The organism is Parafrankia sp. EUN1f (genome assembly GCF_000177675.1).
Classification (GTDB): Bacteria; Actinomycetota; Actinomycetes; order Frankiales; family Frankiaceae; genus Parafrankia.
In genome coordinates this window covers 1-22,143 of the sequence record NZ_ADGX01000046.1, presented here as the reverse complement: position 1 = coordinate 22,143, position 22,143 = coordinate 1, and the positions used below count along the sequence as shown (strand labels likewise).

Sequence of the window (22,143 nt, the reverse complement as noted above, 5' to 3'; positions counted from 1 at the left end):
GTGCGGTGAGGCCCCGGTATGGAAACGCAGGAGCGCACACGACTGCTGGACTACCTCCGTCGGGTGACGACGGAGCTGCACAACACCCGCGCCCGGCTGGAGCGGGCCGAGTCCGGCCTGCGGGAGCCGGTCGCCGTGGTCGGAATCGGCTGCCGCTACCCCGGTGGCGTCCGCTCCCCGCGGGACCTGTGGCGGATCGCGGCGCAGGGGCGCGACGTCGTCTCCGAGATCCCCGCCGACCGAGGCTGGGACCTGGCTCGGCTCGGTTCCGCGCAGTCGGGCGGGAGCTGCCCGGAGACGGGCGGGTTCCTCGACGGAGTCGCCGACTTCGACGCGGAGTTCTTCGGCATCAGCCCGCGTGAGGCCGCCGCCATGGATCCCCAGCAGCGGCTGGTGCTGGAGACCGTGTGGGAGGCGGTGGAACGTGCCGGAACGGACCCGACCTCGCTGCGCGGCACGTCCACCGGGGTCGTTCTCGGCGTCATCCACCAGGGCTTCGACAGCCGTGTCACCGACGCCGGAGCCGGCGGCGAGCTGGCGGGATACGTGCTCACCGGCAGCACGCTGAGCGTCGCCTCCGGGCGGGTCGCCTACACCCTCGGTCTTGAGGGACCGGCGCTCACCGTGGACACGGCGTGTTCGTCCTCGCTGGTGGCCCTGCACCTGGCCTGCCAGTCGCTGCGGCGCGGTGAGTGCGACCTGATGCTGGCCGGTGGGGCGCTGGTGATGGCGACGCCGACCTCGTTCGTGGAGTTCAGCCGGCAGCGGGCACTGTCACCCGACGGTCGCTGCCGCGCGTTCGGTGCCGCGGCCGACGGGTTCGGGCTCGGTGAGGGCGTCGGCGTCCTGGTGCTGGAGCGGCTGTCGGACGCACGCCGCAACAACCATCAGGTGCTGGCGCTCATCCGGGGCAGCGCGGTCAACCAGGACGGCGCGAGCAACGGCCTGACCGCGCCGAGCGCCCCGGCCCAGGAACGGGTGATCCGCCAGGCCCTGGCGGACGCCGGGCTGAGCCCCGGTGACGTCGACGCCGTCGAGGCGCACGGAACCGGTACGGCGCTCGGCGATCCGATCGAGGCCCAGGCGCTGCTGGCTGCCTACGGCCGGGACCGGCCGGCCGACCAGCCGCTCTGGCTCGGCTCACTCAAGTCGAACATCGGGCACGCGCAGGCGGCCGCGGGGGTGGCCGGCGTCATAAAGATGATCATGTCGATGCGGTCGGGGGTGTTGGCGCCGACCCTGCACGCCGACCCGCCGAGCCCCCACATCGACTGGGCTGGCGGTCCGCTGGCCCTGCTCACCGACAGCACGCCCTGGCCACGGCACCCCGACCGGCCGAGGCGTGCCGGAGTGTCCTCGTTCGGGATCAGCGGCACAAACGCCCACCTGATTCTGGAACAGGCGCCCGAGTCAGAGCCGGTGATCACCGGCGACGCACCCGTGCCCGGCGGCACGCCCGCTCCCGAGGTCGTTCCCTGGCTGCTGTCGGCACGCTCGGCGGCGGCCCTGCGTGACCAGGCCGCCCGGCTCGCCGACCATCTGGACACCGGTGTGGGGGCGTCGGCCAGCCCGGGCGCGATCGCGCACGCACTGGCCGTCAGCCGCGCGCCGCTGGAGCATCGCGCGGTCGTGCTCGGCCGGGACGCGACCGAGCTCCGCGAGGGCCTCGACGCGCTCGCCGCGGGTCACCCGGCACCCGGCCTCGTGACGGGCTCGGCGGTGCCCGGGCCGGGGCCGGGGACGGGGACGGGGACGGGAACTGGTACGGGGACGACCAGCCTGGCCGGCTCCGGCGGGGCGGCGGGTGTGGTGACGTCCCGGGCCGGCACGGTGTTCGTCTTCCCCGGGCAGGGGACGCAGTGGGCCGGCATGGCCGGCGGGCTGCTCGGCGTCTCGGAACCGTTCACCCGGCGGATCGAGCAGTGCGCCGCCGCTCTCGCGCCGCACACCGGATGGGAGCTGCTCGACGTCCTGCGTGGCCGGCCGGAGGCGCCCGACCTGAACCGGGTGGACGTCGTCCAGCCCGCCCTGTTCGCGGTCATGGTCGCCCTCGCCGAGGTGTGGCGGGCCCACGGGGTCACACCGGACGCCGTCGTCGGCCACAGCCAGGGCGAGATCGCCGCCGCCTGTGTCGCGGGGGTCCTCAGCCTGGAGGACGCGGCGCGGGTGGTGGCGTGCCGGGCCCGCGCGTTGTCGGCGCTGTCCGGGCGGGGCGGCATGCTCTCGATCGCCGCGCCGCGCGAGGACGTCGAACGCATCCTCGCGCCCTGGGCGGACGAGCTGGCGGTGGCGGCCGTCAACGGGCCCGCGGCCACCGTCGTGTCGGGCGGGTCCGAGGCGCTCGCACGGCTGGCCGCCGCCTGCGACGGGCGGGACGTCCGCAACCGCCTGCTGCCAGTGGACTACGCCTCGCATTCGCCGCAGGTCGAGCAGATCCGCGCGCGGCTGCTCACCGACCTGGCGGGGCTTCGCCCACAGTCCGGCGAGGTCCCCGTCTACTCCACGGTCACGGGCCAGCCGTGCGACGGGGCGGAGATGGACGCCGGGTACTGGTTCCGCAACCTTCGCGGCCTGGTCGACCTGCACGGGGCGACCAGGCGACTGCTCGCCGACGGCCACGACGTGTTCGTCGAGGTGAGCCCGCATCCGGTGCTCACCGCCGGGCTCGCGGCGACGGGCGAGGCCGAGGGCTACGAGGACCAGGTGGTGCTGGCGACCCTGTGGCGGGACGACGGCGGGCCGCACCGCCTGGCGCGCTCCCTGGCCGAGGCGCATGTCAGCGGCGTCCCGGTGAGCTGGCCGCCGTTCGTCCCCGCGGGTTCCGAGCCGCCCGTCGAGCTGCCGACCTACGCCTTCCAACACCGCCGCTACTGGCCTGCGCCGCAGGCGCGCCGGACGGTTCCCGACACGGCCAGGCCGTCGCGGGCACCTCGGTCCCGGCGGGACGACGTGTTCTGGTCGGTGGTCGAGTCCGGCGACGCCGAGGCCTTCGCCGAGCTGCTCGGCGAGGAGGAACCGGGCGCGCTCGAACCGCTCGGCGGCACCGGTGCGGTCGATGAGGCCGGGTCGCAGCGCCTCGCGGAGACGCTTGCCGTGATCGCCGGCTGGCGGCGGCGCGCCGACGATCGCGCCGTCGTCGACGGCTGGCGCTACCGCGTCGTCTGGGAATCGCACACCGTTCCCACCGCCCCGCCGCCCGCCGCCCCGCCTCGCGCGGGCCGTCGGACGGGCACCGGAACCTGGCTGCTGGTGACCGCCGCGGCAACCGCGGCAACCGCGGCCGCCACGGCCGGCTTGGAGGGCGCGGACGGCGACTCGTTGGCCGGCTGGTGCGAACGCGCGCTGGCCGGCGCGGGCGCCGAGGTGGTGAGGCTGCCGGTGGCAGTCGGATCCGCCGACCAGCGTGACCTGGTCAGGGCGCTGGGGGAGGCCTGCGCCGCCGCGCCGGTCGGGGTCGTGTCCCTGCTGGCGGCCGACCCGGCGCCGGTGCCGGTCAACGGGGTGCCCGACGGCCTCGGCGCCACATCGTCGCTCGTCCGGGCACTGGGCGAGCTGGGCTGGGCGGCACCGCTGTGGTGCCTTACCCGGGGAGCGGTGACCACCGGGCGCCTGGACCGTCCCGCGGACCCGGCCCAGGCGACGATCTGGGGCTTCGGACGTGTGGTGGCCCTTGAGCAGCCGCGCCGCTGGGGTGGCCTGGTCGACCTGCCCGAGGTGCCGGACGAGCGCACCGCGGCCCAGCTCCGCGCGGTCCTGGCGGCCGCCGCCGCCGTTCGTGCCGGCGATGCTGTTCGTGCCGGCGATGCTGTTCGTGCCGGCGATGGTGCCGACGGCGACGCCGACGGTGCCGGCGGGCGGTACGAGGACCAGGTGGCGCTGCGTCCGTCCGGCGTGCTGGTGCGTCGCCTGGTGCGCCACCCGGCACGGGGCGGGTGGCGCCCGGGCCCGCCGCCGGAATGCGCCCTTGTCACCGGCGGCACCGGGGCGCTCGGCCGCCGGGTCGCCGAGCACCTGGCCCGGCGCGGGGTGCGGCGCCTGGTGCTGGCCAGCCGGGCCGGAACGGCGGCGGCCGGCACGGGCGACCTGGTCGAGCGGCTGCGGCGGCTGGGCGCCGAGGCGCGTGTCGTGGCCGTGGACCTGCGGGACCGCGCCGCGGTCACCCGCCTGCTGGAACAGGCCGGACCCGTCGACGCGGTCTACCACACCGCCGGTGCGGCTGCGGCCACCGAAGTCGGGCAGCTGGGACCGCACGACCTGGCGCACGCCGGCGCGGCGAAGCTGGGCGGCGCGGTGGCGCTGGACGACCTGTTCGGCGCCGACAGCGGCCTGACGGAGTTCGTCCTGTTCTCCTCGGGTGCCGGCGTGTGGGGGTCCGGGGGCCAGGCCGCCTACGCGGCGGCGAACGCGGGCCTTGACGCGCTCGCCGCGAATCGCAGGGCCCGCGGGCTGCCCGCCACCTCCGTCGCCTGGGGGCTGTGGGACGAGGAGGGCATGGGCGGCGGCGAGACGGGCCGCTGGCTGCGCCGGCACGGCATGGTCGCGATGGACCCGGCGCGGGCCCTGCTGGCGCTGGACGCGGCCCTGAACGACACGTGCCCGGACCTCGTCGTCGCCGACATCGACTGGAGCGCCTTCACCGCCGGCTTCACCGCCACCCGGCAGAGCACCCTGCTGGCCGCGATCGAGGCCGAGCTGGCAACCGGCGAGCAGGATGTCACCCACGTCGCCGACGGTCACGGCGGTGGCCTCAGCGGGCACGGCGTCGGCGGCCGGGACGGCGGCGGCGCCGGCGCGCTGGCAGCGCGGCTGGCGGCCCTGCCAGTCGGTGAGCGGGAGCCGGAGGTCCTCGATCTCGTCCGAGCCCTGGTGGCCGACGTGCTCGGGCATCGCGGCACGGAGGCCGTGCCGGCGGCCAGAGCGCTGCGGGAGACAGGCGTCGACTCGCTGACCGCCGTGGAGATCCGCAACCGGCTGTCGGCGGCGACCGGGCTGCGCCTGCCGACGACGCTCGTCTTCGACCACCCCACGCCACGAGCACTCGCGGCGCACCTGACCGCGCTCGTGACCGGCGGCCCGCCCGTGGGCGGCGGCCCGCCCGTGGGCGGCGCGACCGGGTCGTCGGTGGACGTCCCGCCCGGTCACGGTGGGGACGCCGGGGATGAGCCGATCGCCATCGTGGCCATGGGGTGCCGCTTCCCGGGCGAGGTGGAAACCCCGGACGCCCTGTGGGAGCTGATCACGTCGGGTCGGGATCCCATGACGGAGGTGCCGGCCGACCGTGACTGGGACTCGGCGCTGGCGGAGCTCCGGGCGCTCCGGCCGGACGCGGATGCCGTGGTGGGCGGCTTCCTCGCGGGGGCGGGCGACTTCGACGCGGCCTTCTTCGGGATCAGCCCGCGCGAGGCCGCGACCATCGACCCACAGCAGCGCCTTCTGCTGGAGACGTCGTGGGAGGCGGTCGAACGTGCCGGTGTCGATCCGTCCTCGCTGCGCGGAACCCCCACCGGCGTGTTCGTCGGACTGGTCTCCCAGGACTACGGCGAGCGGCTGGCCGACGCCGCCGAGGAGTACCAGGGATATCGGCTGACCAGTGGCTCACCGGCGGTCGCCGCCGGTCGGGTGGCCTACTGCCTCGGCCTTGCCGGCCCGGCGATGACGATCGACACCGCGTGTTCGTCCTCGCTGGTCGCACTGCATCTGGCCTGTCAGTCGCTGCGCCGCGCCGAGTGCACGCTGGCGCTGGCCGGCGGTGCGACTGTCATGGCCACGCCGACCCCGTTCGTCGAGTTCGCCCGGCAGGGCGGGCTGTCCTCCGACGGGCGCTGCCACGCGTTCGCCGCCTCCGCGGACGGCACCGGCTGGGGTGAGGGCGTCGGCATGGTGCTGCTCGAACGGCTGTCCGACGCGGTGGCGCACGGGCATCCGGTGCTCGCGGTCATCCGCGGCTCGGCAGTCAACCAGGACGGTGCCAGCAACGGCCTGACCGCGCCGCACGGACCGTCGCAGGAAGCGGTGATCCGAGCCGCACTGGCCGACGCCCAGCTCGGCCCGGCCGACGTGGACGTGGTCGAGGCACACGGGACCGCCACCACCCTCGGGGACCCGATCGAGGCGCACGCCCTGCTGGCCACCTACGGCCAGGGCCGACCGCCCGGGCATCCGCTGTGGCTGGGAACGCTCAAGTCGAACATCGGGCACACCCAGGCCGCCGCCGGTGTGGCCGGGGTGATCAAAATGGTGCTCTCGCTGGGGCGGGACGTGCTGCCGGCGACCCGCCACGTGGATGCCGAGACCCCCCACGTCGACTGGTCGGCCGGCGACGTGCGGCTGCTCACGGGCCCGGTGCCCTGGCCGGCCCACGACCGGCCCCGCCGCGCGGGTGTCTCCGCGTTCGGGATCAGCGGCACGAACGCCCACCTCATCCTTGAACAGGCCCCGGCGATCCCGGAACAGGCGCCGGGGATCCCGGAACAGGCGCCGGCGGGACCGGACCGGCCGGCGGTCGTCCCGCTGTCCGGCCGGGGAGCCGCCGCGCTTCGTGCCCAGGCCGCGAGGCTGGGTGCGCACCTGACCGACCGGGGCGACGGCCCGGCGCTCGCCGACGTGGCGCACACCCTGGCGGCGGGCCGCGCCCAGCTGTCCCACCGGGCCGCCGTGGTGGCCGAGAACCACGAGCGGCTGCTGGCCGGGCTCGCCGCCGTGGCGGCCGGCGGACCACCGCCGGTCGGTGCGGCCGGAGTCGCCCGCACCGAGCCGGTGGTCGCCTTCCTGTTCACCGGCCAGGGCAGCCAGCGTGCCGGCGCGGGCGGTGGGCTGTACGCCGCCGAGCCCGTCTTCGCCCAGGCGTTGGACCGGGTCTGTGCGGCCTTCGCCCCGCACCTGGACCATCCCCTGCACGACCTCGTGCTCGCAGCGCCGGGTTCGTCCGCGGCTGCCGCGCTGGAGCGCACCGAGTACGCGCAGCCGGCGCTGTTCGCGCTGGAGGTGGCGCTGCACGACCTGATGACGTCCCGCGGCGTGCGGCCCCGCCACCTCATCGGCCACTCCGTCGGCGAGCTGACGGCCGCCCATGTGGCCGGAATGCTGTCGCTGCCGGACGCGGCCCGCCTGGTCGCGGCGCGCGGACGGCTCATGCAGGCGCTGCCGGCGACGGGCGCGATGGCCGCGATCGAGGCGTCGGAGGACGAGATCGGCCTGGAGCTGGCGGGCCGGGAGCACCAGGTGGCCCTCGCCGCGGTGAACGGGCCGTCGGCTGTCGTGGTCTCGGGTGACGCGGACGCCGTGGCCGAGATCGTGGCCGGATGGGCGGCCCGGGGGCGCCGAACCCGCCGGCTCGCGGTCAGCCACGCCTTCCACTCCCCGCACATGGACGGGATGCTCACCGCGTTCACCCGCGAGGCCGCGGAATGCACCTGGTCCCCGCCCCGGGTGCCGATCGTCTCGGGGGTGACCGGCGCCCCGCTGGAGGCTGTTCCGCCGCCCGAGTACTGGGCGCGGCACGCCCGGGCGGCGGTCCGTTTCGGCGACGGTGTCCGATGGCTCGCCGAGCGCGGTGTCACCGCCTACGTCGAGCTGGGGCCGGACGGCGTTCTCACCTCGATGGTCGACTCGTGTCTGGATGTCCTCGGGAGTGATCCCGGCGGCACCGGTGCGTCGGGCCGCGGCGCAGCCCCGCTCGGTTCCGCGACACCGTTGCGCATCTCGGCGCTGCGCCCGCCCTGGCCCGAGCCTCGGGCGCTGGCGGCGACCCTCGCCGCGCTGCATGTGCACGGGGTACCGGTCGATCTGAGCGACGTCCCGGCCGCCGGGCGGCGGCCGGTGGAGCTGCCCACCTACCCGTTCCAGCGCCAGCGTCACTGGCTGCCCGCCGGTGGTCGGCCCGGCTCTCGCGGGCGGCGCGCGGGTGAGCGGGAGAGCGCCGTGACCGTGGGATCGGATGTCGGCGGCGCGCGGCGGCTCGACCATCCCGTGCTCGAGACGGCGACCCTCATCGGCGCGTCCGGCGGCTGGCTGTTCACCGGCCGGTATTCGCTGGCCGAGCATCCGTGGCTGGCTGACCACGCCGTGCAGGGCACCATCGTGGTTCCCGGACTCGCGTTCGTCGAGCTGGTACTGCGGGCCGGCCGGGAAGTCGGCGCCGGCGGGGTCGAGGAGCTGACCTTCCAGAACCCGGTGGTGCTCGGGGACGTCCAGGCGGTGCGGGTCCAGGTCTGGATTGATCCGCCGGACGCCCACGGCAGGCGTGGGGTGCGGGTGCACACCCGCCCCGACCCGGCGGGCGCCGAGGCCGAGATCTGGACGCCCAACGCCGTCGGCGTCCTGGCCTCCGAGGCGGCCGCGGCCGGCTGGCCGGCCGTGCGAGGCGGCGGGGAGGCCGACGGAGAGGCGTCCTGGCCGCCGCCGGGGGCCAGCCCCGTCGACGTGGACCAGCTGTACGGCCGGCTGCGTGAGCGCGGGTACACCTTCGGCCCGGCCTTCCGCAGCATGCGCGCGGCCTGGCAGCGCGGCGACGAGTGGTTCACCGAGGTACAGCTGCCCGACGAGCACGGCGGGACGGCGGACCGCTACGACATCCACCCGGCTCTGCTGGACTCCTCGGGCCATGTCCAGCTCGAGGCGTTCGGTGCCGGTGCCGGTGTCGGTGCCGCAGGCGGAGCGCCGGGCGACGCGGTCCCGGTCCTGTTCGCGGTGGCCGGCGTGCGGGTGCGAACCGTCGGTGTGCCGCTCCTTCGGGCCCGGCTGACCGCGGCCGGTGCCGACGGCATCCGCCTGGAGCTGGCCGACAGCGTCGGGCGCCCGGCCGCGCTCGTGACGTCCCTGACGGTCCGGGCGATCCGCCCGGACGCCCTGCGCGGCGCGGCCGGTCCGCTGCACGCACTCGACTGGGATCCCGTCGGCGGGGCGCCCGCGCCGGGCGCGGTGGTGGCGCCCGCCGTGGCGTTCGCCCCCGACACGGGCACGTTCGCCGACGATCCGGAACTGCTGCGGGCCGCGGGCCATCGGCTCGCCGGCTGGGCCTGGGACAGGGCCCGCCGGTGGTTGGACGACGAACGACACGAGGGTTCCCGGCTGGCGATCGTGACCTCACGGGCGTGCGCCGTCGCCGTCGGCGATGATCCTCCCGACCCCGCCCAGGCCGTGGTCTGGGGTTTCCTGCGCGCCGTCCAGCTGGAGCATCCCGACCGGTTCGTCCTCGTCGATCTCGATGGCGACCCGGCCAGCCGGGCGCTGCTGCCGGATGCCCTGGCCTCGGGCGAGCCGCAGCTCGCGGTCCGTGCGGGCCGGACGCTGGCACCGCGGCTGGCGCCCGTCCCCGGTGCCGAGGCGGGCCCGGCGCCGGCGCTGGCCCCCCAGGGCACGGTGCTGATCACCGGGGGGACCGGTGCGCTCGGGGCCGCGCTGGCACGGCATCTGGTCATCCGCCACGGGGTCCGGCATCTGCTGCTGGTCAGCCGGCGGGCGGACCGCGCGCCAGGCGTCGAGGCCCTGCGGGCCGAGCTGGCCGGCCTCGGTGCCACGGCACGGCTGCTCGGCTGTGATGTCACGGACCGCCAGCAGCTCGCGGGCGCGCTCGCCACCGTCGACCCGGCGCACCCGCTGACCGGTGTCGTGCACGCGGCCGGAGTCGTGGACGACGCGCTGCTCACCGGCCTCACCGCCGACCAGCTGCGCAGGGTGCTGGCGGTCAAGGTCGACGCGGCCGTCCACCTCGACGAGCTGACCCGCGGCGTCGAGCTGGCCGAGTTCACCCTGTTCTCGTCGGCGGCGGCGACCATCGGCAGCCCCGGTCAGGCGGCCTACGGCGCGGCCAACGCGTTCCTCGACGCCCTGGCCGCGCGGCGCCGGGCCGCGGGCCGACCGGTCCGGTCACTGGCCTGGGGTCCCTGGGCGGCGGCCGGGATGGCGGGTGCGCTCGCCGAGAGCGACCTGAGGCGGATGCGGCGCCTGGGGGCGGCACCGCTGCGCACGGACGAGGGACTGGCCCTGTACGACCTGGCCCGGCGGGTCGACCGGGCCGTGATGGTGCCGATCCGCCTCGACGACACGGCGCTCACCGGTCCGCTCGGGCGGCCGGCGGTGCTGCGGGGCCGGCCGTCCCGCGCGGTCACGCCCGTACCCGCACGGGTGGACGACGGCCCCGGCCCGATCTCCCACACCGTGCCCTCCCCGCGGTCCGGCGCGGCGCCCCACCCGGTGTCGGGCGTGCCGTCCGGCGTCGTGGCGGGCCCCATGGGCGGCGCCAGGACCGACGGATCGCCGGGGGTAGGCGGCGGACCGACCGCGGCCGGGTTCGGGCGCCTTGCCACGCTCTCGCCGGCGCAGCGCCTCGCCGCCGCGACCGACCTGGTGCGCGGCGCGGTCGCCACCGTTCTCGGACATGACTCCAGCGGCGCGGTCGACCCCGACGCACCGCTACTGGAACTGGGTCTCACCTCCCTGATGGCGGTGGAGCTGCGCAACCACCTCACCGCCGTCACCGGGCTTCGGCTGCCCGCGACGCTCGTCTTCGAGTGCCCCACAGCCGACGCGCTGGCCCGCCGCCTGATCGCGGACCTTCCGACCGTCGATCCTCCCGCTGTCGCGGGGGAGTCGCCCCAACTTCAGCTGGAGCCGCTGTGATGCCAGAAGCACCAGCCCTGACGGACGCGCCAGCCGGGACGGATACCGGCGCGACGGTGGTCCCCTCCGCCGTGCCGCCGGGGATCGCCGACGTCCAGACGCTGCTCCGGGCTGGCGACCCGGTGCTGCGTGACCACCGGCGCCACGGTGTCCCGACGCTGCCCGCCGCCGCCTACCTGGACGCGATCTACCGCTCGGCGGGTGCCAGCGGGCGGCGGACGGCGCAGGTCGAGCTGCGGGACGTCCGGTTCGTCGAACCGCTGTCCGGGACGGACGGTGTGGACCACCGGCTGCTGCTGCGCTGCCGCCCGGACGGCGGCGGGCAGCGGATGCGGATCACGAGCCGGGCTGATGCGGTGCCGGGCGGTGCGGCGCCGGTCGGTGCGGTGCCGGTCGGTGCGGTGCCGGTCGATGCGGCGGCGGTCGGTGCGGTGCCGGCCGGAGGCGAGACGCTGCGGGTGGTCTGCGCCGTGCTGCCGGCCGATTCCGGCGCGCGGCCGGGGCCGCTGGCGCTCGACGAGGTCCGCCGGGTGCTGGCCGGCGCCGACAGCGTCGCCCTCGACACCGTCTACGACCGGCTCGCGGGCGCCGGCGTCGACTACGAGGGCTTCATGCGGGCGGGCGGGGCCTGTGCGCGGGTCGGTGAACGGGTGCTGGCCGAGGTCCGGCTCGGCGCGGCCGCGCTGGGCCGTTCGGATGGGTTCCTGCTGCATCCGGCCCTGCTGGAGGCGGCCATCGTGGTCACCGTCGCCGGTTCCGCAGGGTTCGCCGGTTCCGCCGGGTTCGCCGGTTCCGCCGGGTTCGGCGAGCCCGCTGCGACCGCCGCTGCCGGCGGGGTCCGGCCCGGCCTGACACCGCTCGCCGGCATCGACCGGGTGCGGATATGGGTGGCGGCCGGCGCGGACCGCCCGGACGCCCTCACCACGGTGTACGTCGACGCCCGTCCCGCCGGTGGCCGTGGTGGGCAGGCCAGGCTGACCCTCTACGACACGGCCGGGACACCCGTCGCCAGCGTGGAAGGCCTCGCGTTCGGCCCACCGGGCGGTTCCGCCCACCTGGCCGGGGCACCGGAGCGCAACGGGACGGCGCCCCGGCGTGATCCGTCCGATCAGGGCGGGGCGGGGCGCGCTCAGCCGCCGCGGTGGCCCAGCCAGCGCAGCCAGCCAAGCCAGCCAAGCCAGCCGAGTCACCCCGGCCCGACCGGGCCTGGGTGGCAGCAGGCCCCGTCCGAGCGGCCCGGGCGGGCGCGCGCGGGCGGGTTCGAGATCGCCGTCGTCGGAATGAGCGGCCGATACCCGGATGCGGCCGACCTGGACGAGTTCTGGCGCAACCTCGAACGCGGCCACCATGCCAGCGGTGCGGTGCCGCCATCCCGATGGCGTGTCGGCGACTACCCCACCGCCGGATCGTCACCACACGGCGTCGGGGCCTTCCTCACCGACGCGGAGGCCTTCGACCCGCGGTTCTTCCGCATCCCCCCGAGCGCGGCGACCGCCATGGACCCGCAGGAACGCCTGTTCCTGCAGACCGCCTACGCCGCCGTGGAGCACGCCGGGCACGTGCCCGCCGACCTCGCGGCCCCGCGCGGCACCACGGGGGTTTTCGTCGGCGCGAGTTGGACGGACTACCGGCTGCGCGGCGTCGAGGCGACCCTGCGCGGCGCTCCCCAGACGGTCACCTCGGGACTGTCGTCCATCGCCAACCGTGTCTCCTACGCCCTCGGCCTCACCGGGCCGAGCCTGACGGTCGACACGGCCTGCTCGTCCTCGCTGGCCGCGCTGCACCTGGCCTGCCAGGCTCTCCTCCTCGGGGAGTGCGACGCCGCCCTGGTCGGCGGGGTGAACCTGGTGCTGCACCCGGACAAGTTCGCCCTGCTCGACCGGATGAACCTGCCCTCCTCGGATGGCAGGTGCCGCTCGTTCGGCGCCGGTGGCGACGGCTACCAGCCCGGTGAGGGGGTCGGCGCGCTGCTGCTGCGTCCGCTGTCCGCGGCGCTCGCGGACCGCGACACCGTCTACGGGATCATCCGGGGAACCGCGGTCGGCCATGGCGGCACCGGCGCCGGCTACCTCGTGCCGCAGCCGGCCGCGCAGGCCGACGTCATCCGCCGGGCGTGGGAGCGGGCCGAGGTGGATCCGGCCACCGCCGGGTACGTCGAGGCGCACGGCACCGGCACCGCGCTGGGTGATCCGGTCGAGGTCGCCGGCCTGCGCCTGGTGCTCGACGCGGCCGGTCCCCGGGCGGCACCGTGCGCTCTCGGCTCGGTGAAGTCGAACATCGGCCACCTTGAGCCCGCTGCCGGGATGGCGGCCCTCACGAAGACCCTCCTGCAGCTGCGCCACGGCGTGATCGTGCCGTCGTTGCACTCGGACGTGCCGAACCCGGACATGGACCTCGGCGCGGTGCTGGAGGTCCCCCAACAGCGCCTGGCCTGGCCGCGCCTTCGTGGCGCGGACGGCGAGCTGCCCCGCCGGGCCGGGGTGAGCTCCTTCGGAGCGGGTGGCACGAACGCGCACGCCGTGCTGGAGGAGTACCCGGAGCAACCGGATCCCGGTGCTCCGACCGTGATGCCTGGTGGCGCCGCGTCTGATGTGGCCGGGCCTGGTATGGCCGGGCCGGCGGGCCCGGAGGTCGTCGTGCTTTCCGCCGCCACCGAGGAGCGGCTGCGGGTGCACGCCGCCCGTATCGCCGGTCATCTCCGGCAGGTGGCGGCGGCGGGATCCGTGCCCTTCGCTGATCTCGCCCGCACCCTGCAGGTCGGACGTCCCGCGCTGCCCGCCCGGCTGGCACTCGTCGCGTCCGGGCCGGCCGAGGCGGCCGAGCGGCTGTCCGCCTTCCTCGGGGGTGCGGGTGATGCGGATGGCGCGGGCGGTGGGGGCGAGGTGTTCACCGGCCGGGCGGGTGAGCCCATCGCCGATGGCGGCGAAACGGACGTGATCGCCGACAGCTACCGCCGCGGCGACCTGACGGACGTCGCGCGGCGCTGGGCCGGCGGCGGCGCCGTCGACTGGGCGGCGGTCAACGGCGGGCCGGGTCGGCGCCGCGCGCTGCCCGGCTACCCGTTCGAGACCTCTCGGTTCTGGATCGACCTCGGTGCGCGCACCGGACACCCTGACTCGCCCGTGCCGGGGCGCTGCGCCCCGGAGCGCAGCGCCCCGGAGAACAGCGTGCCGGAGCACGCGCCGGAGCAAAGGAGGAGACCCGCGGTGATGACGTTCCTCGACGCCGCATGTGAGCCGTTCGAGGCCGGCCTCGCGCCCGTGGCGGAGGAGCTGGAAGCGGCCTATCCGATGCTCGGCGCCCATGCGGCCGGCGCCGTCCTCCGTCGGCTGCGGGGCATGGGCCTGCCCGCCGACGGCGCGACCGCGCCTGAGCTGCGCCGGCTGCTCGGCGTCCCGGACCGGTTCGAGCGGTTCCTGGACGTCTGCCTGCGGGTGCTGCGCCGGCACGGCCTGCTGTACGAGCGCGACGGTCTGCTTCATCCGGCCGGGCTGGCCGACGACATCGACCTCCAGCGAGCCGAGCTGCTGGCGCGCCACCCCCAGGTAGCCCCGTTCCTTCGGCTGCTCGACGTCTGCCTCGACGCCTACCCCGACGTCCTGCGCGGGGTCCGGCCGGCCACCGAGGTGCTGTTCCCCGGCGCCAGCATGGATCTGATGGCGGGGATCTACCGCGGCAACCGGGTCTACGACTTCTACAGCTCCCTGGTGGCCCGGTTCGTCGCCGCCGCGGCCCGCGCCAGGACGGCGGATTCCGGGCCGGCGGCCGGCTCCGGTTCCGGGGGCCGTCGACCCGTACGCATCCTGGAGATCGGCGCGGGCACCGGCGGAACCTCGCATCAGGTGCTGGCCGCGCTGGCGCCGCTCGCCGCCTCCGGCGTGGAGCTGGAATACCACTACACCGACATCGGTGGCAGCTTCGTCGCGCACGGCCGGCGAACCTTCGGCGCTGAACACCCCTTCGCCCGGTTCCGCGTCCTGGACATCGAGAACGACCCGGCCGCCCAGGGCTTCGAGCTCGGTGCCTTCGATGTCGTGCTGGCGGTCGGAGCCCTGCACGCGGTCGCCGACATCGACGCGGCGATGCGCCGGGTCCGTGCGCTGCTCGCCGACGACGGCCTGCTCGTTCTCGGTGAGGCGGTCGAGAACCACGACATCATGGCCTTCACCATCGGCCTGTTGGACGGCTGGCATCTGTACCGGGACCCGCAGCACCGGCTGCCCGACTCGCCGCTGCTCTCCGTCGACGGCTGGCGGGCGAGCGCGCTGCGCACCGGGTTCGGTGAGCTCCGCGCCTACGGCGAGGGGCTCACGGCCGATCCGTCCAGCAGCCATCGCCTTCTCGTGATCCCGGCCGGCGCCGTGACCGGGCGGGCCCCGTCGCCGGGGCGCGGGGCGGAGGACGTCCAGGCACAGCCGGACCCCGACGCCGTGGAGCGGGCGGTCGCCGAGATCGTCGCGGACGAGCTTGGCGTGCCGGTGGCCGAGGTGCGCCCGACCGCGTCGTTCGCCGAGTACGGGGTGGACTCGATCCTCGCGGTGCGGATCGTCGAGCGGATCAACTCCAGCCTGGCCGTCGACATCCACGCCACGGTCATCTTCGACCATCCGTCGGTGCGCGCCCTCGCGGCGTTCGCGCTCGCCCAGGGGGGACGACCCGAGCCCGCGGCCGCCGAGCCCGCCACTGCTCGTCCCGCGCCCCCGCCCGCGCCCGCGCCCCCGCCCGTTCCGGCGATCCCGCCGTTTCCCTCGCCCCCGCCGGTTCCAGCGCACCCGACCACCGCGGTTCCCGCGCCATCGCCGGCAGCGGCGGCCGGACCGCGAGCGTCGGTGGCGGCGTCCGGCACGTCGGTGGCGGCGGGCCGAGGTGGTGACACGGGCGTCGTCGACATCGCGGTGATCGGCCTGTCGGCGCGGTACCCGGGCGCGGCCGACTACCGCGAGTTCTGGCGAAACCTGGTCACCGGCCACGACGCGATCACCGAGATCCCACCCGGCCGCTGGAACCTCGCCGACCATTTCCAGCCGTGGCCGCCGGCGCCGGGCCGGACCTACTCGCGCTGGGGCGGCCAGATAGCCGACGTCGACCGGTTCGACCCGCTGTTCTTCGGGATCGTCCCCGCCGAGGCCGAGCTCATGGACCCGCAGCAGCGGGTGTTCCTGCAGGAGAGCTGGAACGCGATCGAGGACGCCGGCCTGGACGCCCGTCAGCTTCGCCGGTCGCGGACCGGGGTGTTCGTCGGAGCTCCGCCGTCCGACTACCTGCAGCTCATCCGCGACCGCGGCTACTTCGGCTCGCCCCACGTGTTCACCGGGAACTCGCCGGCGATCCTGCCGGCCCGGGTCGCCTACCACCTCGATCTCACCGGCCCGACCGTCGGCGTCGACACCGCCTGTTCGTCCTCGCTGGTGGCCCTGCACCAGGCCTGCCAGAGCCTGGCGGCCGGTGAGTGCGAGCTCGCCCTGGCCGGTGGGGTGACGGTCTTCGCCACGATCGAGCACCACCTGCTCACCTCGTCGATCGGCATGCTGTCGCCGACCGGCCGCTGCCGACCGTTCGACACCGCCGCCGACGGCATCGTGATGAGCGAGGGCGTCGGTGTGATGGTGCTCAAGCCGCTGACCCGGGCGCTCGCCGACGGCGATCCGATCCACGGCGTGATCAAGGGCACGGGAGTCAACCAGGACGGCCGCACCAACGGCATCACCGCGCCGAGCGCGCGGTCCCAGACCGAGCTGTTGGTCGAGGTGTACCGCCGGTTCGGGATCGATCCGGCGACCATCGGCTACGTCGAGACGCACGGCACCGGCACCCGCCTAGGCGACCCGATCGAGATCGAGGCACTCAACGCCGCCTTCAGGACCGCTGGAGGCGGCCGGCTCGGTGGCACACCTGAGCCCCGGCCAGGTGTCGCGACGGTGCCGATCGGATCCGTCAAGTCGAACATCGGCCACACATCCCACGCGGCCGGTGTGGCCGGGGTGATCAAGGTCCTGCTGGCGCTGAGTGAGCGGCGTATTCCGCCCTCGCTGCACTTCGACCAGGCCAACGAGCTGATCGACTTCTCTGCGACGCCGTTCTTCGTCAACACGGAGCTGCTGCCGTGGGAGGCGCCGCAGCCGCGCCGGGGGGTCGTCAGCTCCTTCGGCTTCAGCGGGACCAACGCCCACGTCGTCCTGGAGGAGCATCGCGAGACCCGCCCGCCGACCCGCGCGCCGTTCGCGCGGCCGTCCGATCCGGCCCTGGTCCTGCTCTCGGCGGCTACCGAGGACAGCCTCCGGGACGGTGCTCGGCAGCTGCTGCGATTCCTGGACGGGACGCCCTCGGTCGCCCTCGCGGACCTGGCCGCGACCACCCAGCTCGGGCGGGCCTCGCACGAGCACCGCCTCGCCGTCCGGGCCGGGTCCGTCGCCCGGCTGCGGGCGGAGCTTGAGCAGGCGGCGCGTGGGAGCACCGGCCCTGACAGTGTGCGGGGCCGGGTCGACCCCGACCGCCCGGTACCGCCGGCCGAGCGGCTGACATCCGGGGCTGATCCGGCCGTCGTCGCCGCGGCCTGGGCCGACGGCGCCGCATACGACTTCGCCGGGCTGTACCAGGGAACACTGCCGCGTCGGACGCACCTGCCGGGGTACGCCTTCGCCCGCGAACGGTGCTGGATCCCGTCCGCCGACGACCCGAATCATCCGGCACCGGGCCTGCGGCCCCAGTCGGCGGAGCCGGTATCCGGGCCGGTACCGGGACCAGCATCGGTGCCGGTGGGCGGGGTGCCGTCCGAGCTGGTCTGGCCGGTTGTGCTGGACCTGGCCGGGACCGAGCTGGGGCTCGCCGGTGACCAGCTCGACCGGGAGGCCTCGTCGGCGGATCTCGGATTCGACGGCCCCGGCCGGGCCCGCCTCGCCGGCCGCCTCGGCGAGGCACTGGGGCTGGACCTCCCGCCCGGTGTGCTCACGGTGCGAACGTCGCTGCGCCAGCTGGTGGACACCATCGTGTCCGGCGAGTGGAACCGTACCGCTCCCGCTCCCGTTCCCGCTCCCGTTCCCGCGGCAGCGGCAGCGGCCACTGTCGCGGCGGGCGCCGACGTTCCGGCGTCCACGCGCGGGCCTGTGCCGCCGCGGGACGTCACCGCGCTCACCGTGCTCGCCGAGCGCTTCCTGCTCGACGTGCTGGCAGCCGAGGCCCGCATTCCCGCCGATCGGATCCGGCCGAAGGCTCCCCTGCAGGACTACGGCATCGAGTCGGTTCTCATCGCGCGGCTGATGTCCCGGCTGGAGGCGGTGCTCGGACCGTTGCCGTCCACCCTGTTCTTCGAGCACCAGACCATCAGCGCCGTCGCCGCCCACCTCGCGACCAGTCGCGCCGACCAGCTCGTCGCGGCGTTCGTCCCACCGGAGCCGGACCTGCCGGGCAGCGACGCCCGAGCGGGCGCCGCGCCGACCGGTAGCGCCGCGCCGACCGGGGCCGCCGCGCCGACCGGGGCCGCTGTGGTGGCCCCGGTCATGCCGACGCCCGTCGCGACGGTGGCGCGGCGCCCGGAGCCGATGCGGTCGGCCGTGGCGGCGCACCCCGCACGGCCGGCGATCGTGGACCGGCCGGATGACATCGCCGTCGTCGGCATGGCCGGGCGTTACCCCGGCGCCGCCGACAACCAGGCGTTCTGGGCGAACCTGCTGGCCGGGCGCGACTGCATCACCGAGGTTCCACCGCAGCGCTGGGACCATTCCCGCTATCTCAGTACCAACCAGGATGAACCTGGCGCAACCTACGCCCGCTGGGGCGGGTTCCTCGACGACGTCGACCGCTTCGACGCCCGGTTCTTCGGTATCGCTCCCCGCGACGCCGACCTGATGGATCCCCAGCAACGGCTGTTTCTCGAAGTCGCCTGGGCCGCGATGGAGGACGCCGGCAGCCCACCCGAACGGATCCGCCGTGCCGCCCGCCGCCGCGGCAAGCGCGACGCGGCCGTCTACGTCGGGGTCACCTATGGGGAGTACCAGGCGGTCGCGGGAGCACCCGTCGCCCCCTACTGGGCGGTGGCGAACCGAGTCTCCTACCACTGCGGATTCGACGGGCCGTCGATGGCCGTCGACACCGCCTGCTCGTCCTCGCTCACCGCGCTGCACCTGGCGTGCGAGAGCCTGCGCCGGGGCGAGAGCGCCTATGCGCTGGCCGGCGGGGTGAACGTCACGATCCATCCGGGCAAGTACCTGCTGCTGGGGTCCGGGCGATGGGCGTCGACCGACGGCCGGTGCCGCACCTTCGGCGCCGGCGGCGACGGCTACGTGCCCGGGGAGGGCGTCGTGGCACTGCTGCTTCGCCCGCTCGCCGACGCCCGCGAGGACGGGGACCGCATCTACGGCGTGATCCGCGCCACGGCGGTCAACCAGGACGGCCGGACCAACGGGTTCACAGTGCCCAACCCGGTCGCCCAGGCGGCCCTCGTCCGCGACGCGCTGGCGAAGGCGGACGTCGACCCACGGGCGCTCAGCTACGTGGAGGCGCACGGCACCGGCACGGCACTCGGCGATCCGATCGAGGTCAGCGCCCTGACCGCGGCCTTCCGGGAAGGAACCGACGACCGCGGCTACTGCGCGATCGGCTCCGTCAAGTCCGCGATCGGTCACCTGGAGGCGGCCGCCGGTCTGGCCGGGGTGGCGAAGACGCTGCTGCAGCTGCACCACGAGACCATCGCGCCGACCCTGCACGCCGACCCGCCGAATCCCCACATCGACTTCGCGGGCAGCCCGTTCACCGTGGCGCGGGACGCACGGCCGTGGCCGCGTGCCGCCACCGGGCAGCCGCGCCTCGCCGCGGTCAGCTCGTTCGGGGCCGGTGGCTCCAACGCGCACGTCATCCTCGGCGATCCCGTGACCGGCCCCGACGGCCTCGGGAGCGGCCAGCACCCGGCCGGGGCCGGCTCGCCGTGGACGGGGCCGACGCCGGTGCTGCTGTCCGCGCGAGACCCACAGCGGCTGCGTGAACAGGCCACGAAGCTGGCCGCGCTCCTCGGCTCCCCGGAGGGCCGGCGGCATCCCCTCGTCGACATCGCATGGACGCTGATGGTCGGTCGGGAATCCTTCGAGCACCGGCTGGCGCTCGTCGCGGGCACGCATCAGGAGGCGGCTGAGGCGATCGAGGCCTTCGTGGCCGGCACGCCGGACGGCCGGGTGCGCACCGGAGTCGTCGCGGCGCACGTCGACCACGGCGGCGACAGCGAGCCCGACCGGGCCTACCTGCGGTCCCTGCGGGAGGCGGGGCACACCCACCGGCTGGCCGAGCTGTGGACGCAGGGCTGGACCATCGACTGGGAGCAGATCTGGGCGCCGCTGCGAGGACGCGTCGTCAGCCTGCCGACCTACCCGTTCGCGGCCGACCGGCACTGGGTCGAGGGCGACGAGTTCCGCCGCTCCGGAACCCCGGGACAGGTCTCAGCTCCGGCCCAGGTCTCAGCCCCGGACCGGATTCCGGCCCCGGACCGGATTCCGGCCCCGGACCGGATTCCGGCCCCGGGCCAGATCCCGGCTCCGGCCCAGATTCCGGCCCAGCCCCACTCCCAGGCCCAGACCCAGGCCCAGACCCCGGTGCGGAACCCGGCCTCGCCCCTGACCGAGGGGCGGACGCCGACGCCGACGCCGATCGTCGGGCGTGGCGACGACGAGGTCCGGCAGGATCTGGTCGTCCAGGTCAAGGCGATCTTCGCGGACCTGACGCGCTATCCGGTCGATGAGCTCACCGAGGACACGAACTTCCTCGACTACGGCTTCGACTCGGTGGTGGTCGTCCGGATGCTCAACCGTGTCATGAAGCACTACGGGGTGCGCATACCCGGAACGCTGATCGAGGAGTGCACGACCATCGGCTCCTTCGTGGACCACGTCGTCGCCGGCGGCTACATCGCCGGCAACGACGTGGGCGGGGCGGCTGCTGACGAGATGACCAGGATCCTCACCGCACCGGCGCTGCGCCCGGCGAAGGTCATTCGGCCCGAGCCGTTTCCCGTCGAGTCGGTGTTCGTCACCGGGGTCACCGGGGTGCTCGGCGGACGGCTGCTGTACGACCTGCTCACCGAGACCTCGGCGCGGATCACCTGCCTGGTGCGCGGCCGGGACGAACAGGCCGCGCGGGAGCGTGTCCAGTACTTCCTGCAGGTCTACGACCAGGAGCAGCTGCTGGTCGACGAGTTCGCGCACCGCGTCTCGGTCGTCCTGGGGGACGTCAGCCAGGACAACCTCGGCCTGAGCGCCGCGGCCCTCGACGAGCTCACCGCGCACGTGGACGTCACCATCCACGTGGCGGCGCGGACCACACTGGTCACGTTCTACGACTCCCTGAGCGCGGTGAACGTCGACGGTGTCCAGCGGATCATCGACTTCAGTCTGCGGACCCGGCACCGCTATCTCGTCCACGTGTCCAGCTTCAGCGCGCTGGGCGACTGGCAGCTCGACGCGAACCGGCCGTTCACCGAGGATGACCTGGAACTCGGCCAGGGCTACGACCACCTGCCGTACCAGGAGACGAAATACCACGCGGAGAAACTGATCCGGGCTGCCTCGGAGCGGGGCCTGGTATGGAACATCTTCCGGCCGGGCAACATCATGGGCACCGGCGACACCGGGCGTTATCCGTTCCGCGAAGTGACGGTCAAGGGCGTCTACTACGACCTGATCAGGACGGCCGTCGACACCGGCTATTACCTGGACGCGTCGACATACTGGGACATCTCGCCGGTGGACTACGTCAGCACCGGTCTGCTGCACCTGGCGCTGCGCCGGCCCAGCTACCGCGAGACCTACCACCTGACGAACCCGGACATCTGCAGCCTGGGCGAGGTCTACCGGATGATCCGCGAGCACGGGTACGACATCGCGCCGCTGAGCGTGGACGAGTACCACCGGCATGCCGTCGAGGCGCTCTTCCGACCCGGTGCCAGCACCAACGGCTCCGCGAACGGGACCGCGAACGGGACCGCCGAACCCTATGCCAGCCAGATGATCGAGATGGTGAAGTACGGCGTCGAGACCTGGGGGCCCGAGCACTACGACCGCAGCACCTACGCCGACTCCACCTACACCCGGAACCTGCTGGGTGCGGCGGGCATCAACTGCCCCACGATCGGTGACCTGGTCACCCGCTATCTGGAGCACTGCGCGGACGTCGGCTACATCCCACCGCCGAATCGTCCCGCCCCGGCCCGTCGCCCCGCCCTGGCGGAGGAGGGGCGTTGACCGACCAGACCTGGCCACCCCTGTCGCGGGCTGACGTCGTCGTCTTCCCCGGGCAGGGCTCGCAGCGCCAGGGCATGGGCCAGGACTTCCACCAGCGGTTTCCCGCCGCCCGGGCGGCGTTCGAGGAGGCCTCGGACGCCATCGGGATCGACATCTGCGCGATCTGCTTCACCGACGACCCGCGCCTGCATGTCACCGAGTTCACGCAGCCCTGCCTGCTCACCATGGAGATCGCCGTCTTCCGGGTGCTGGCGGCCGAGTTCGGCCTGGCCCCGCGGTTCTTCGGTGGGCACAGCCTCGG

3 protein-coding genes are annotated in these 22,143 nt (G+C 75.0%); all 3 read left to right on the top strand.

The annotated features are described in order from the left end of the window. The first annotated feature begins 18 nt into the window (after positions 1-18). Positions 19-10,620, top strand: a complete 10,602-nt coding sequence (locus FREUN1FDRAFT_RS47700; RefSeq protein ID WP_006541089.1) for a type I polyketide synthase — start codon at positions 19-21, stop codon at positions 10,618-10,620. Further along, complete coding sequence (locus FREUN1FDRAFT_RS15725) at positions 10,620-21,842, top strand: beta-ketoacyl synthase N-terminal-like domain-containing protein (RefSeq protein WP_006541088.1); 11,223 nt, start codon at positions 10,620-10,622, stop codon at positions 21,840-21,842. Before FREUN1FDRAFT_RS47700 ends, FREUN1FDRAFT_RS15725 begins: the two co-directional genes overlap by 1 nt. After that, a partial coding sequence (locus FREUN1FDRAFT_RS15720) for an ACP S-malonyltransferase (protein ID WP_006541087.1) occupies positions 21,839-22,143 on the top strand: 305 nt, incomplete at its 3' end. The genes FREUN1FDRAFT_RS15725 and FREUN1FDRAFT_RS15720, both read left to right, overlap by 4 nt.